Here is a 14,359-nt window from a genome sequence, read left to right on the forward strand (position 1 = left end):
ACTCCGTGATACATCTTTCGCGTCACTACGGCACGTGTAGGCGTTAGGAGAGCATCATGGCGGCACCAAAGAGGTCGGGGGTGGCGCGGGGATTGACGAGCGACGAGCTGCTCGCTCTTCCGGCGGTGATCGATCTCGACACCTCGAATAAGGCGCTGATGATCGGACGGTCAACCGGGTACGGACTCGCCAAGCAGGGGGAGTACCCGGTCAAGGTGCTGCGCCTCGGGAACGCCTACCGGGTGGTCACGGCCGATCTGCTGAAGTTGCTGGGCCTTGAACGCCAGCAGTCTGGCGGCGGTCGGGAGTCTGAGGGCAGCGAGCGGCACGACCTCGCCGCCTAGGGGTGCTCTGCGAACCCCTCGGGGGCGAGCTGCCTGGTCCAATGGGCCCAAAAGTCCGGAGGGTGCGTTCGGCCCGGATCCTGGCGACCAGCGCTTGTCGGCTGCGTCAACCCTCTGGGTAGGGTCGCGGTAACCGAGCTGGAGAGGTAGCCGCATGGACCCCGAGATCGTGATCGCGCAGACGACGAGTGACGACGAGGAGCAGGCAAAGACCCTCGCCAGAGGCGCTGTTGAGAGCAAACTGGCGGCGGGCGTTCACATCGATGCGCCCATCACCGCGTTCTACTGGTGGCAGGGAAAGGTCGAAGCGGCGCAGGAGTGGCGGATCTCCTACATGACGTCGTCGGATCGCCTCCCTGCGTTGGAGGCATGGCTGCACGAGAAGCACCCGTACGACGTCCCCCAGTGGATCACGCTGCCTGTGACCGGAGGGTCGGAGGCGTACTTGTCCTGGGTCGTCGACGAGACGCGCCCGCAGTAGAGGTCACCACTGCAGCGCCTCGCTCTCACCGAGCCTGTGCGCTTGGACGCTTCAAAGCGTCGCGAACGTCAGCAGGTGGCTGGCCAGGTCATGCTCAGTGTCGGGGAGCCCGGCAGCGATGGCCTGCGCCCGCTGGCGGCCCATGGTGTTGGGCTTCGACTCCGCCGCTGCTGCGAACTGGTGCGCGACGTAGGCTCCGCGGTCTACGTCGCCGCCGCGCAGAAGGGCGGATGCCAGGTCCCCCAGGACGACCACACCGGACTCGGGTAGTTCACCGCCGAGGCGCTCGACTGCGGAGTCGGCCGTGGCCGTCAGCTCCTGACGCTTGAGTTCGCCGTAGACCGAGAGGGTTAAGGAGTCCATCCTGTACGGCGTCACGAAGCGGACCCACGCCTGCTCGCTCGTATGGTCGGCGAAGTCATAGGCGAATCTGGCCTGGTCCAGCGCGCGAAGGGCGGCAGCATCATCGCCTGACTGAGCGGCCTCCTCCGCGTACCGGCCCAGGGCCCATGCTGCGGCGGTTGCATTGCCACGTCCGCGTACGTCCTGAGCTGCCTGCGAGAGCATCTCCAGCGCCTTCGCAGGGCTGGGGGCACCGTAGCTCGCATAGCCCAGAGCCAGGGCGCGCAGAGGGGGGTGTCCAGCCTTCTTCGCGCACTCCGAGGTCACTCCGTAATAGGAGGTGGCCTTGTCGTGCTCGCCGAGGTCCCAGGCAACCCATCCGGCAAGAGCTGCGGTCTCTCCCGCCGCGATGGTCAGCGCTCGCTCGTGGGTTCCGGCGCGGGGAAGGGCTGCGGTGATCGCGTCCAAGTGTGCCTCGACCCGAGACTGCAGGCTGAGCGCGCTCTCGTTCAGCTCGTCCACGTGCAACCGGGCCGCATGATCAATAAGCACGCCCGCTGACTCAGGGTCGATCTTGGAACCCTTGCTGAGTGCATAGGCCAGCCGGCCCCACGGCTCGGCAGCCGCAGTCGCACCGATGGCTGCGCCTCCCAGCAGCGTTCGGCGTTTCACGTCGTCCAGGTCCTCCGCCTCGGCCTTGTTCTTCTCTCGCCGCCTGGCGCGGGCGGCTTTCGCCTCGCGCAGCAGCGGCTCCAGCGGGACGCCGCAAGCCAAAGCGATGTTCCCCAGGGTGTGGTCCGTCGGAACGTTGGCACCGTTCTCGTACCGATTGACCTCTCGGCGGGTCATCGTTGCCCGGCCGGAAGCGGCGTTGATCGCACCGGCCTGCTCGTCCTGCGTCCGATTCGCGTTACGCCGCAGGTGACGGAGCAGCTCGGCAAATGGATCCACTGCCATGAGTCTGACCCCTCTCCGTGGGAGAAAGCCAATACTCCCCTCAACTCCCCCCTGGTCTTCCCCCCTTGACAAAGATTTTCCCCCTCCGGTTTCCCCTGTTCCGGATCGCGCAGCCACGGTGCGATGTGCGCATGACCACGCACCGGACAGCAACGCCACCCCCACCTGGGAGCGACGACGGTGGCGCCCACGTCGTTGGCGCCGCGACCGCTCGGTGTCCGCTGGCCTCTCACGTCTTCGAGATGGCCGTGGAGCCGATGGATGTGCACGTCGCTCAAGCACGACGAACCACGGCCACCGTGCTGAAGCAGTGGTCGTTGCCGGAGGCGCCGGCAGAGGACGCCCGGCTCGTCGTCTCGGAGTTGGTGTCCAACGCGATCATCCACGGTTCCGGGGATGTCCGACTGCGACTGCGACACGACGACCACGAGCTTCGAATTCGAGTCACCGACGACAGCACCGCACCGGCGAGGCGACGACGTGCAAGTGCCGCCGGCCTCGGTGGTCGAGGGCTGCACCTCGTCGCCTGCCTGTCACTTCGATGGGGCGTCGCGGACGGCGGCCGAACTACGTACGCGGTCATCCCCACTCTCACGGAGGCACCTCATGTCGCCGCACAACGCAGTCAAGCACGGAGCCGACGTGTTGAGCCTCGTTGCCTTTGATCGGGGGCGAGAGAAGCACACGGGCGGTGGGTCGCCGATTGCCGGCAATGACCACCCGAGATGGCCTCGCATCTCTCCCCGGATGAAGCGCCAGTCCCGAGCTGGCCAACTCCGAGGCGTCCGTGAGCACTTCTACCGACGGGCCGTCGACACGCAGGACGATCAACCGCTGCGCGTGCTGGCGTACAGCTTGGTACCGAGTCCGAGGGCCCGACCTGACGAGGACTGGGGGACGCTGCAGGCTGAGGCCGACCAGCTCGGTTACGCGGTCGCTGCCCGGCTCCACGATGTGGCTGTCCCGGTGACCACGACGTACTTCCCGGCATCCAGTGCGAGCCAGGGCGTCTACACACCACCTTGGGATCGACCTGGTTGGCGGGAAGCCGAGCGGCAGCTCCGAGAGGGCTTGGCCGACGGCGTGATCGTCCTCGACCGGCACAACATCAGCTCCGATGACGACGAGTACCACGCCGTGATCAAACATCTGGGCGAGCACTGCCGAGCTTTTCTCCACCTCGTGGTCTCCGAGGAGCCCATCGCGCCGACTTGAAGGCGTCCACTGCGTTGGATGGACAGGAAGGGCTGGGGCTGGCGGCAGGTCAGCGCCCAGATCGCCCTGATCGCCACCGTGAGCGTCGCGCTCGCCTTCACCTTCAAATACACCTGACCGAGGGCTGACCATGACTTTCGAGGGACACGCCGATCGTGCGCCGCGCCTCCTGCCGCACCGCGAGCAGGGCAAAGCGCTCCTCGCCATCCGGGAGGCCGCCCCGGCGGCGCCCAGCGAAGAGGGCATCGACCTCTTCGCCGTGCCCGCCGGTGAGGTTCATGGGCGTGGCTTCAACCTCTCGCGCTTTCACCGCCTCTCGCGCCTGCCGGCCAGGCCGAACGGATCGGTCTCGCCTTCGGCTGACGGCCCGCCGGACGCGGCCTGACTCTCCTCAAGCGAGCACGACGCCGAGCACCGCTGCCCCGGTGCCGTCGTCGATTGCCCTACACCGTCCCGTCCATCCTTGAGCAAAGGTCACAGATGAACCGTCCCGTTCTCGCTCTGGCCACCACCATCGCCCTCGCATCCGCGGTGCACATCGCCCAGCGTCACCTGCAGCACCGCCAGTCCCTGGAGTTGGCGGTGCACCAGGCACAACGGCCGCATGCTCGAAATCGCCACCACGCAGCCGGACTTGGACCCGGTCTGGGTGCGCAACCATCCCGATCACGTCAATGACGACGAATCTGGTCCGCTCCTGATGTGCCAGTGGTGGCTCGAGTTCTGGCGCACCGGCCTCAACCTCCGGGTGTTCACCCCCGCTGTCCTGCGGCAGAACGCGCGGAACTTCATGCAGGACCCGACGGCCCTCAAGGCATGGGCGCTGACCCGCCACGGGCGTGCTCTGCAGTCCCGGGGGCGGTCGGACCGCATGCACGTGGCGTTGCTCAACGCGGCGTTCGAGGAGGCCGGCGGTCCGGCCCAGTACCCCGAGTTGGAACTTGCCCCGGCCTCGGCCCTCTGAGGCACGACGACACCCTGGCGAGAGGATGATCATGACCGTTCCCGCTTACGGAGCGCCACCGGCTCCGGTCGCGCCGAGCGACCACAGGTCGCGCGCTCTTTTCCTCGACCTCGACGGCGTCCTGCTGGACACGCGTCCGGTGATGCGGGAGGCGTGGCAGAGGGTTCAGGAGATCCATGGCGTCGTGCTCCCCTTCCGCGACTACGAGCGCCACCTGGGCCGCGAGTTCGGGGACATCATGCAGCGACTGGGCGTGACCGACGCCGAAGCGGTCCGCCGGACGTACGAGGCGGAGTCCGTGGCCACCGCGCACCTCGCGCGGGAGTTCGCCGGCATCGTCGAGACGCTCCACGCCTTCGTGGCCGCCGACTGGCGGCTGGGCGTCGTGACGTCCAAGCACGTCGACCGGGCGGCCCCGCTCCTTGCGCGCCTCGGGTGTCCCTTCGCGACCATCCGCACGCCCGCGGGAGCGGGACGGACGAAGCCGGCCCCGGACCCGCTCCTGCTGGCGCTGGTCGACCTGGGAGTCGACCCCGCCGCCGCGGTCTACGTGGGTGACATGGCGGTCGACCAGGAGTCGGCCGCACGCGCCGGCGTCCCCTATGTGCACGCTGGCTGGGGCTACGGGCGGCCGACGGCTCCCACCCCCGAGACGGCCGCGTCGCCCAAGGAACTGCTGAGCCTCCTCCCCGCCAAGCAGCTCGTCGAGGGGAGCACGGTGTGAGTCCCCGCACGACTGGCGGCCTCGGCCTGGTCCGCTCCTCCAACGCCGGAAAGCCGACATGGGCTCTCGTCGGAACGGGCGCCCTGGCGCACGCGCGAACCGACCACGTCCACACCACGGACCTGGAAGCGACGACCGTCGACAAGCAGGTACTGCGCGCCGGCGTCGAAGACGTCATGGCCGCCCTCGACCACTACAGCGCCACACTGGCCTCCACCCCGGGCGGAGCTGGCTGGCTCCACGTCCAGCACGTCCCCGTGCGACGCTTCGTCGCCGAGATCGTGCGCAAGCTCCTGGCCCTGAACTCCTGGGCACCGTTCGCCTCCACCCCAGGGCCCCTGACCCTGGCCCCGTACGAAGGACTCGTGGGACTGCGTTCGAGCAGCTCGCGTGAGTACCTGGCCTACACCGTGACGTGGTCCGGCGTCGCGTACGTGCTCGGTGCTGCGGCACCGCACAACCCGACCCGCTCCGCTCAGCTCCGCAACCGCGCCCGGACGAGTACGGCGAACACGGAGCCGAGTCCGCTCCCCTCGGATCTCGGACGGCAGGACCTTCTGGCGCTGTCGTGGACCTCCCGCCACGCTGCCACACTGACCCCGGTTCTCGCCGAACTGGCGCGCGACGGGCAGAGGAGTCTCCTGCTCGATCTCGCCACTGATGCCGCCGAGCGGTGCAGCGCGGGATCGGTCACGGGTATCGAGCTGCGCTCGGCTCCGAGCGACCTCTTCACCCTCTCCGGCACCGCCGAGGGCCTCCACCGTCCCGACGACGAGCACGTCGTCCAAGTGGAAGGCCACGGTGTCCAACTTGCGCGGCTCGTACGGCTCGTGTCCGTGCTGTTGGAGACCAGCGGGGGCTGCACCCAGCCGTCGTGGCGGACGGTCGTGCGGGCGGAGAGCTGGCTCGACGACATGCTGTCGACCACCCGGCCGCACACCGTCCTGCTGAGCAACGACACCAGCCCCCTGGGTGTGCTGGCCGCGCACGCCGCCGAGCGGCACGGGGCGAACTCGGTGCACGTCCAGCACGGGGCGTGGACGGCAGGGTCGGTCGCCTGGCCGGCCCTGCACAGCCGCGACATCGTCGTCATGGGCGAGCGGGACCTCGCCCTGGGCCGAGAGTGGGCGCGCCACCCCGAGGCCGAGGTGCACGTACTTGGGCAGCCCCGCTTCGACGTCCTCACCAGCCTGAGCCGCCAGACACAACGGCGGTACCTGGAGAACCTGCTCGCTCCGGGGGGGCCGACGCGCGCCGACCCGGATCGCGGTGTGGGCCTGCCAGCCCTTCAACCCCGATCACCTCAAGTCCCACGTGGACCTCCTCCTGGACGGGCTTGCCGAGGCGGACGGCGACTGGGGGCTCGTCATCGCTCCACACCCGGCGCAGGGAGCCGACGCCTTCACCGCTCTGGTGAAGCGGGACGCCGGGCCGCCCATCGCGGTGGTCGATCCCCGAGTCGGAGCCCGAGGCTGCCTCGCCGGCGCGGACGTCCTGGCGAGCGCGTACTCGACGTGCGGGATCGAAGCCGCGCTGCTCGGCATCCCGGTCCTCGAAATCGGCCCGCCGGGCGAACGCACCCTGGGCCTGACCAGTCACGGACTGGCGACCCGGTGCGAGGCCGCCGATGAGGTCGCCGAAGCACTTTCCGGCTTGCGCGCGGGCCCTGCGCCGATCCCGCGGGCGGCCCTGGACGCGGTCTGCCGGTGGCGCGGCGACAGCGCCACTCGGATCGCCCGGCTCATCACCGACCGCGCCACCTCCGGCCCGAGGGCCGACGACTCCACCCACCACCACCACCCGGGCGCCGCTGCGTCGCCCAAGGACGAAGGAGCATCCGTCCGATGACATCCCTCACGGCCGACAGCATCGCCGAGCTGTTCTCCGGCGCCGTCACGCTGGCCAAGTCCGGCGAGAAGATCAGCCCCCGGGGCATGGCCACCCACGAAGTCCGCGATGTGCACCTGCTGCTCACCCAGCCGCGTGCCCGCCTGCTCTACGCCCCGCCCGCCCGCATCGTGAATCCGGCCTTCGCCGTGGCCGAGACGGTCTGGCACCTGTCTGGCTCCGACGCCCCGTGGATCTTCGACTACAACAACCGGCTGCGGCAGTTCGCCGACGAAGGCGTCCTCCTGGGGGCGTACGGCCCCAGGATGCGGAACTGGGGTGGCAAGGTCGACCAGCTCGCCCGCGTCGTCGAGATCCTCCAAGCCGACCCCGACTCCCGGCGAGCCCTGATCCAGCTCTACGACCCGGCCCAGGACGCCGCAGGGCACAAGGACGTGCCGTGCACCCTCGGGTTCCGGTTCCACCTGCGCGCCGGCCGCCTGCACATGGCGACCATGATGCGCGGCCAGGACGTATGGATCGGCATGCCGTACGACGTGTTCTTCTACACCGTGCTGCACGAGCTGGTCGCCGGATGGCTCGACGCCGAACTCGGCGAGTTTCACCTGCACATCGGCTCGCTGCACATCTACGACGAGCACATCGAACAGGCCGACACGCTCACCTCGCTCCCGGCGAGCGGGATCATGCCCGACCTGCGAACACCCTGGAACGGCTTCGACGGCCTGCTCGACCAGGTCGAGGCCCGTGACGTGACCGGCCACCCCGGCTGGGATGCGATGGCCGAGACGCTGCGCAGCTACCGGTTGTGGAAGGACGGCAAGCGCGAGCAGGCGTGGCGGGCGGCCGACACGATCGACGGGCCCCTCGGCCAAGCCCTCACCGCCTGGTACGGAGAGCTGGAGCGGCGCTCGACCAATCGCGCCGCGACGGCAGGGGCAAGGTGACCGCCGCCATGAAGCGCACCCCCTCCGTCGTCCTCGGCCTGTGCTCGTACACCCACGACTCCTCGGCCGCCCTTCTCGTCGACGGTGAACTCGTCGGCTTCGTCGAGGAGGAACGCCTCTCCGAGCAGAAGCACACCAAGCTCTACCCGGCTCGCGCCGTGGGCTGGCTCCTCGACCAGGCCAAGCTGAGCGCCGGCGACGTGGACGCCGTCGCTTACAACTTCCAGCCCGCCCGCTACCTCGCCGAGTCGCCCGTCGCCCTGTGTATGGCGCTCTCGTCGGCCACGCGCGACCGCAGCCTGGCTCGCGCCCACGGGTTCGCCAAGGTCGCCCTGCGCACCCGGCGGCGGCTGCGCGTCCTCGGCAGCCAGTTCCCCTCGGCCCGCGTCACATCGGTCCTGCACCACCGCGCCCACCAGCTCACGGCCTACACCGCCTCCGGCTGGGAGGAAGCGGCCGTGCTCGTCGTCGACAGCCTCGGCGAGCGGCAGACCACCACGATCGCCCACGGCCACGGCGTTCAGCACCCCCGCGTCCACACCCTGGAAGCGATCAACGACCCGGCCTCCCTCGGCTACGTGTACGGCGCCGTCACCGAGCACCTGGGCTGGCGGCGGGGCGACGAGGAAGGCACCGTCATGGCGCTGGCCGCCCTCGGCGACCCAGCCCGCTTCCGGCACCTGTTCACCACGGCCGTCCGCACGACGGCCACGGGCTTTCGCATCCACCCCGACTACTTCCCGACGCGCACCCTCACCTCGGGATACCCGAGAACATCCCGGCGGTTCGTCGCCGAGACCTGCCCCGAGCGGCACCCGAGCGAGCCGCTCACGGACGTCCACCGAGCCCTGGCGGCTGCCCTTCAGGAGCGGACCGAGCAGGTGATGGTTCACCTTGCCCGCCGCGCCCGTGTGCTCACCGGCTCCCGGCGCCTGTGCGTGGGCGGCGGCGTCGCCACGAACTGCGTGAGCATCGGGAAGATCATCGAGGCTGACATCTTCGACGAGGTGTTCGTCCCGCCGGCACCGGGCGACGCCGGAACCGCGATCGGGGCCGCGCTCGCCGTCCACGTCGACGCGCGCACGCCTCGCCCGGTCGCCGGCATCGCACGCCACTGTTACCTGGGCCCCTCCTACGAGGACCAGCCCCTCGACCTGACCCCCTGGCCCGGCCTCCACCAGAAGACCCTCGGCATCGAGACCGCCGAGTTCCTCGCCGACCAGCTCGCCCACGGCGTGATCGCCGGACTCTTCCAGGGAGGGGTCGAAGCCGGGCCGCGTGCCCTGGGCAACCGCTCGATCCTCGCCTCCCCGCTGGAGCCCGGCGTCGTCGAGCGGCTCAACGCCACCGTGAAGTTCCGCGAGCCGTTCCGGCCCTTCGCCCCCATGGTCCCCGCCGAGCGAGCCGCCGAGTTCTTCACCCTCGGCCAGCCGGCCCCATACATGTCCATGGCCTCCGGGGTGACAGACCTGACGCGCGAGCGGGTGCCGGCCATCGTGCACGCCAACGGCACCTCCCGCCTGCAGACCGTCACCCGGTCGCAGAACCCGTTCATGCACGCGGTGCTGACCGCTTTCGGCCGCCGAACCGGCATCCCCGTGCTGATCAACACCTCCCTCAACGTCAAGGGGAAACCGATCTGCGGGACGCCCGAGATGGCCCTGGACTGCCTGGCCAACTCCGGCCTCGACGCCCTGCTCCTCGAAGGGCGGTGGATCACCAAATGAAGATCGGGTACAGCTTCTGGGGCTTCCTCGGCAACGGCGTCACCGACACCCCTGACGGAGGCCGCAGCCACCGCCGCCCCTTCATCGACGCCCTCCTTGCCCGCGGTCACGAAATCGTCTTCCTCCAGCCCGACCGCGACCGCCTCGAAGCCGACGACGACCTCGGCGGTGCGTACACGTTCGACGACGGCCTGCCCAGCATCGACGTCCTGTTCCTCGAGTGGCGCTGGGCCATCCCCGGCCGCAACACCACCGTGTGCGGCAGTGAGGGGCACACCTGCGACCTACACCGGCAGGCCCAGCTCATCAACCACTACACGGCCCGGTCTCGTACGCCCACCGTCATCTGGGACAAGGACCGCACCCTGCGCGCCGAGAGCGTGTGGCGCCGTACGGCCCACACCCGCGTCTGCGAGGCCGCGCTCGCGCCAACCCCCGGAGCGCACTCGCTGCTCTTCCCCGTCGCCGAGGACCTCCTCGCCCAGGCCGATCCCCTCACCCTGGCGGCGCGACCTCGGGATCTCGCGCTCGGCTACGTGGGCAACCAGTACGACCGCGACGAGTCCTTCGACCGTTTCTTCGCCCCGGCCGCTGCCCGCGTTGAGCACCTGGTCGCCGGGAAGTGGACGAAGACCAGCCGCTGGCCGCACGTCCGATTCGCGGGCCGGATCCCGTTCGAGGACGCTGCTGGCGTCTACGGCCGGTCCCTGGCCATGGTGCTCATGTTGCCCGAGCGGTACGCCGCCGTCGGGCAGATGACCCAGCGCATCTTCGAGGCCGTGCTCGCCGGCTGCCTGCCGCTGGCCCCGGCGGACATCCGCTTCGCCGACCGGTTCGTCCCGAAGGAGCTGGTCGTGCGCTCCGGCAGCGACGTGCTCGAACGCCTCCCCTATCTGCGCGAGATCGCCGGCACCGAGCAGCACGCCGCCCTGATCGCCGCGTGCGTGGACCGGCTGCGTCTATTCGGCCTGTGTAAGCAGGTCAACACCCTGGAGTCCGTCCTGCACAGCCTCCTCCAGGCCACCGCGACCGAGCGGGGGGTTGCCTGATGCAGACCGCTCGATCGACCACGGCGCGCGGATCCTCCGGGCGCGTCCCGGAGGATGGGCTCGCCGGACACCCGAACCTCTCTACGCTGGAGCACCATGAAGAAGGTCGCCATCGTCGGCTGCGGAGGCAGCGGCAAATCCCACGTGGCCCGCGAACTGGGCAGGATCCTCGACGCCCCGGTGACACACCTGGACGCCGCGTTCTACGACGACGAGTGGAACGCGTTGCCGATGGACAAGTTCACCGACGTCCAGCGCGAGCTGGTCGCGCAGCCGCGGTGGGTGATCGACGGCAACTACAACTCGACGCTGCAGGTACGGCTCGAAGCCTGCGACACGGTGGTCCTGATGGACGTGTCGACCGTGGCGGCGCTGTACGGGATCTTCTCCCGGCAGATCCGGCACGGGGCCGGGCACAAGGGCAACGGAGTACACAACCGCATCCACTGGGGCGTGATCAAGTACGTCGCCACGTACCGGCGCAAGATGCGGCCCCGCGTGATGGCGAAGATCGAGGAGTTCGGCTCCGGCACCGACGTAGTGCTGCTGGCCAACCGGCGTCAGACGCGCCGCTGGCTGCGGAAGGTCGCCGCCGAGCAGTCCTGACCGGCCCGCGCCCCCGGCCAGGGGGTGCGGCATGAACGAGCCCAACCCGTTCCTGGACCCCGCCCGACAGTCGGAGCTGTACGGACACGCCTCTCGGCTGGCCGGGCGCACCAGCGCCCTGATGCGCGCCAAGACCGCCGGCCACCCGGTGCCCGAGACGATCGTCAGCCTGGTGCAGACCCATCACGCCCGGCCCGACCGGCTCGGCGTGGTGCTCGACATCGGCTGCGGTCGTGGCACGAGCAGCCGCGTCATCGCCGAGCAGCTCCGGCCCGAGCGCCTCGTGGGGCTGGACGCCGCCCCCTCCCTGCTCGCCCAGGCACGCGAGCGCGCCAAGGACTTGCCCGACAGCACGGTGGACTTCGTCGAAGGCGACTTCCACGACCTTCCTCTGCCAGACGGGTCGAGCGACATCGTCGTCGCGGCGTTCTGCCTCTACCACTCGCCGCGCCCCCAGGACGTCGTCGGACAGATTGCCAGGGTCCTCGCCCCCGGTGGTGTGGCCGTGCTCGTCACCAAGGGCCTCGACAGCTACCGGGAGATGGACCAGCTGGTCGCCGCCGCCGGCCTCGATCCGCGTGCCGCCCAGCACGAGAGCCTCTACACCGCAGCCCACAGCGGCAACCTCGCCGACGTGGCCGCCTCCTCGCTCGACGTGATCGCCGTCCTGGACGAGGAGCACGTCTTCACCTTCGACGGCCACGACCACACGGCGCAGTACCTGGCCACCAACCCCAAGTACGACCTGGCGCCCGGCCTGTACGGCAACCCCGGTGCCCTGGCGGCGACCCTGCACGAGTTCCTTCCCGACCAGCCGCTGACCACCCGGTCCCGGATCACCTTCGTCGTCGCCCAGCCGAAGGAGGGAGGAGAGCCGGCATGAGCCCCGCCTCGTTCACCAAGCACTACGCGGAACCGGAGCGCGCGGCGGGGGCGGTGCGCCACTACCGGTGGCTCACCGCGCACGCCAAGCGGCTGCGGCAGCCGGTCCTCCACACTGCCGGACCGCGGTTCCTGACGTTCGAACGGATCGAGGGCCGCCCCGTACGTCCCGAGGACCTCCCGCGCGTGGCAGAACTGCTCGGCCACGCCCACGGTGCCGCCTGGGCCAGCGACCTGCACTCCGCGTCGCTGGACACCCCGCACCACTTCGAGGACGGCACGCAGTTTGACGACTACCTAGGTCCCCGGGAGGTCGCTCTACGGCGACGCCACGAGCAGGGCTACCTGCCCAACAAGACGGCCCTACACGCGATGCTCGGCCTGCTGCAGGCGACCGCCGAGGGCCCGTGCGCCTTCTACAAGGACAGCAACCCGCGGAACTTCATCATCACCGCACAAGACATCGTCGCCGTCGACACCGACGACCTGTCCCTCGCCCCGCTGGGCTACGACCTCGCCAAGCTCGTCGCGACGCTCCACCTGACCTACGGGCCGCTCACGGACCAAGCCATCACTACCGCCCTGCTCGCGTACAACTCGGCAGCCCGACGCTACGACGCCCGGCTGGGCACGACGGACCGGGGCCAGCTCGACAGCTTCCTGGGCCTGCACGCCGTGCTCACCGCCCCGTACGTCGGCCGCAACGGCTACCACTACAGCCTGCCCCTCCGTTTCACGCACCGAGGAGCCTCATGATCACCACCGAACTCGTCTTCGTCCGGCACGGCCAGGCCCAGTGCAACGCCGACGGCCTGGTCGGGGGCCCGCGCACCTGCTCCGGCCTGACCGACCTCGGCTACGCCCAAGCCGAACAGGCCGCACGCCGCCTGGCCACCGAGCACCTGAAGAAGCCCTTCGACGTCATCTACACCGGCCCGCGGATTCGCCTCGTCCAGACCGGCGAGATCATCGCCCAGACGCTCCAGATCCCCGTGCTCCACGACGAGCGACTCGACGGCCCGGTCCACGGCGACGCCGACGGCCAGCCCTGGGACGCGGTCAAGACGGCCGCCGACGGCGGGCCGCACGCCCACCCCGACACGCCCTGGGCAAACGGCTCCGACACCTGGAACGGGTTCCTGAAGCGCGCCAGCAGGAACCTGAGCCAGCTCATCGAGGAGAACCACGGCAAGCGCGTCGTCTTCGCCGCCCACGGGGAGACGGTGATCACCGCACACACCCTGCTGCTCGGCATCCCGATCGGCTCGCCCGCCGGATTCACCCACAACCACGCCTCGATCACCCGCTGGCAGCACCACCGCAACCGCCTGGGCCAGACCCGCTGGATGCTCGACCGGCACAACGACACCGAGCACCTCAGCCTCCTCACGCCGGAGCCGACCCCGTGATCGCGACCTCGCGCGACCCCCGGATACAACTGGCGCACCTCCGCCTCGGCACAGTCGACATCGCTGCGGACCCCGCGCTCCCGCCCCGCGTCGTACGCCTGGTGGCCGGTGACGGGCGTCAGTACATCGCGAAGCAGCACGCGGAGCGAGACCGGTACGCCGGAGAACTCCACGCCTACGTGGCGTGGGCCGCCCATCTGACCGGTCACGCGCCGGAGTTGGTCGGTCGGGACGACGCCACCCGCACCCTGCTGCTCACCGCACTTGCAGGTGACCGGGCGGACGCCTTCGCTCCGGGCTCGCCGGAGGAGGAGCTGGCCCACCACGAGGCCGGCCACGTGCTGGGCAAGCTGCACCGAGCCACGGCCATGCCCCAGGGCGGTGCCGTCGGCGCCTCACTCGCCGAGCGGTTCCAGGGGTGGATCGACCGGGCCGTCCACGCCGATCTGCTCGACGCGGCCGAGGAGAACCTGTTGAAGCACCACGCGGTCATCCTGGGCACCAGCCACATGGACAGCGCGATCTGCCACCTCGACTACCAGCCGCGCAACTGGCTGCTCGGCGACACCTTCGGCATCTACGACTTCGAGCACATGCGACGCGACGCCAGGGTCCGCGACTTCGCCCGGCTCGAATTCCGACGCTGGCAGGCCGCCCCCCACCTCCGCACCGCCTTCTTCGACGGCTACGGACGCTCACCCAACGACCTCGAACGACGCCTCCTGGAGTCCTTCGGCGCCATCGAGGCGGCCACAGCCCTGGTCAAGGGCCACCAGGAGAACGACGCCGCGCTCAGCGCGCACGGCAGAACCGTCCTGTCGCGGCTCGCCTGACCAGCCCCTTAGACGACACCACTCTGGAGAT

The 14,359-nt window shown here is 69.9% G+C and carries 18 protein-coding genes; 16 read left to right on the top strand and 2 right to left on the bottom strand.

The genetic code is table 11. The features are described 5' to 3' along the window. The first annotated feature begins 56 nt into the window (after positions 1-56). Complete coding sequence (locus HOY81_RS05790; protein ID WP_237318888.1) at positions 57-344, top strand: hypothetical protein; 288 nt, start codon at positions 57-59, stop codon at positions 342-344. 154 nt (positions 345-498) lie between these two features. Beyond that, entirely contained in the window at positions 499-825 is a 327-nt protein-coding gene (gene cutA, locus HOY81_RS05795) for a divalent-cation tolerance protein CutA (protein ID WP_237318890.1), read from the top strand. Between the two features lie 51 nt (positions 826-876). Here cutA and HOY81_RS05800 read toward each other — a convergent pair whose 3' ends face one another. After that, on the bottom strand, positions 877-2,124 hold the full coding sequence (locus HOY81_RS05800; protein WP_237318892.1) for a helix-turn-helix domain-containing protein: 1,248 nt from the start codon (positions 2,122-2,124) through the stop codon (positions 877-879). A 257-nt stretch (positions 2,125-2,381) separates the two neighbouring features. Here HOY81_RS05800 and HOY81_RS05805 point away from each other — a divergent pair, with 257 nt between their 5' ends. The 3 genes from HOY81_RS05805 (at position 2,382) to HOY81_RS05815 (ending at position 3,724) form a co-directional block, all read left to right on the top strand. Further along, the gene (locus HOY81_RS05805; protein ID WP_237319022.1) at positions 2,382-2,789 is read left to right on the top strand and encodes an ATP-binding protein; all 408 of its coding nucleotides are present in this window, start codon (positions 2,382-2,384) and stop codon (positions 2,787-2,789) included. Beyond that, positions 2,731-3,339, top strand: a complete 609-nt coding sequence (locus tag HOY81_RS05810; protein ID WP_237318894.1) for a hypothetical protein — start codon at positions 2,731-2,733, stop codon at positions 3,337-3,339. Before HOY81_RS05805 ends, HOY81_RS05810 begins: the two co-directional genes overlap by 59 nt. Before the next feature lie 130 nt (positions 3,340-3,469). Next, positions 3,470-3,724, top strand: coding sequence for a hypothetical protein (locus HOY81_RS05815; protein WP_237318896.1), 255 nt, complete (start codon positions 3,470-3,472; stop codon positions 3,722-3,724). A gap of 89 nt (positions 3,725-3,813) precedes the next feature. Here HOY81_RS05815 and HOY81_RS27295 read toward each other — a convergent pair whose 3' ends face one another. Then, positions 3,814-3,945, bottom strand: a complete 132-nt coding sequence (locus HOY81_RS27295; RefSeq protein WP_272892407.1) for a hypothetical protein — start codon at positions 3,943-3,945, stop codon at positions 3,814-3,816. Here HOY81_RS27295 and HOY81_RS05820 point away from each other — a divergent pair. The 11 genes from HOY81_RS05820 (at position 3,944) to HOY81_RS05870 (ending at position 14,328) form a co-directional block, all read left to right on the top strand. Next, complete coding sequence (locus HOY81_RS05820; RefSeq protein WP_237318898.1) at positions 3,944-4,303, top strand: DUF6082 family protein; 360 nt, start codon at positions 3,944-3,946, stop codon at positions 4,301-4,303. The two genes, HOY81_RS27295 and HOY81_RS05820, sit on opposite strands and share 2 nt — an antisense overlap. 31 nt (positions 4,304-4,334) lie before the next feature. Then, the gene (locus HOY81_RS05825; protein WP_237318900.1) at positions 4,335-5,027 is read left to right on the top strand and encodes an HAD family hydrolase; all 693 of its coding nucleotides are present in this window, start codon (positions 4,335-4,337) and stop codon (positions 5,025-5,027) included. A 1,314-nt stretch (positions 5,028-6,341) separates the two neighbouring features. Then, positions 6,342-6,875 carry a hypothetical protein gene (locus HOY81_RS05830; protein WP_237318902.1) on the top strand — a complete coding sequence of 178 codons (534 nt, stop codon included), beginning with the start codon at positions 6,342-6,344 and terminating at the stop codon, positions 6,873-6,875. Then, positions 6,872-7,822 carry a thymidylate synthase gene (locus HOY81_RS05835; protein WP_096624679.1) on the top strand — a complete coding sequence of 317 codons (951 nt, stop codon included), beginning with the start codon at positions 6,872-6,874 and terminating at the stop codon, positions 7,820-7,822. Before HOY81_RS05830 ends, HOY81_RS05835 begins: the two co-directional genes overlap by 4 nt. Positions 7,823-7,830: 8 nt before the next feature. Then, positions 7,831-9,549, top strand: coding sequence for a carbamoyltransferase C-terminal domain-containing protein (locus tag HOY81_RS05840; protein ID WP_237318904.1), 1,719 nt, complete (start codon positions 7,831-7,833; stop codon positions 9,547-9,549). Beyond that, positions 9,546-10,598 carry a hypothetical protein gene (locus HOY81_RS05845; protein WP_237318906.1) on the top strand — a complete coding sequence of 351 codons (1,053 nt, stop codon included), beginning with the start codon at positions 9,546-9,548 and terminating at the stop codon, positions 10,596-10,598. The genes HOY81_RS05840 and HOY81_RS05845 overlap by 4 nt, the downstream gene beginning before the upstream one ends. Before the next feature lie 96 nt (positions 10,599-10,694). Beyond that, complete coding sequence (locus tag HOY81_RS05850) at positions 10,695-11,204, top strand: topology modulation protein (protein ID WP_156207602.1); 510 nt, start codon at positions 10,695-10,697, stop codon at positions 11,202-11,204. 31 nt (positions 11,205-11,235) lie between these two features. Further along, entirely contained in the window at positions 11,236-12,087 is an 852-nt protein-coding gene (locus HOY81_RS05855; protein ID WP_237318908.1) for a class I SAM-dependent methyltransferase, read from the top strand. Next, entirely contained in the window at positions 12,084-12,842 is a 759-nt protein-coding gene (locus HOY81_RS05860; protein ID WP_237318910.1) for a phosphotransferase, read from the top strand. Before HOY81_RS05855 ends, HOY81_RS05860 begins: the two co-directional genes overlap by 4 nt. Then, positions 12,839-13,495, top strand: coding sequence for a histidine phosphatase family protein (locus HOY81_RS05865; protein WP_237318912.1), 657 nt, complete (start codon positions 12,839-12,841; stop codon positions 13,493-13,495). Before HOY81_RS05860 ends, HOY81_RS05865 begins: the two co-directional genes overlap by 4 nt. Next, positions 13,492-14,328 (top strand): aminoglycoside phosphotransferase family protein, encoded by an 837-nt coding sequence (locus HOY81_RS05870; RefSeq protein ID WP_237318914.1) that lies wholly within the window; start codon positions 13,492-13,494, stop codon positions 14,326-14,328. Before HOY81_RS05865 ends, HOY81_RS05870 begins: the two co-directional genes overlap by 4 nt. The last annotated feature ends 31 nt before the right edge of the window (positions 14,329-14,359 follow it).

The organism is Streptomyces sp. JJ36 (assembly GCF_021696945.1).
GTDB lineage: Bacteria > Actinomycetota > Actinomycetes > Streptomycetales > Streptomycetaceae > Streptomyces.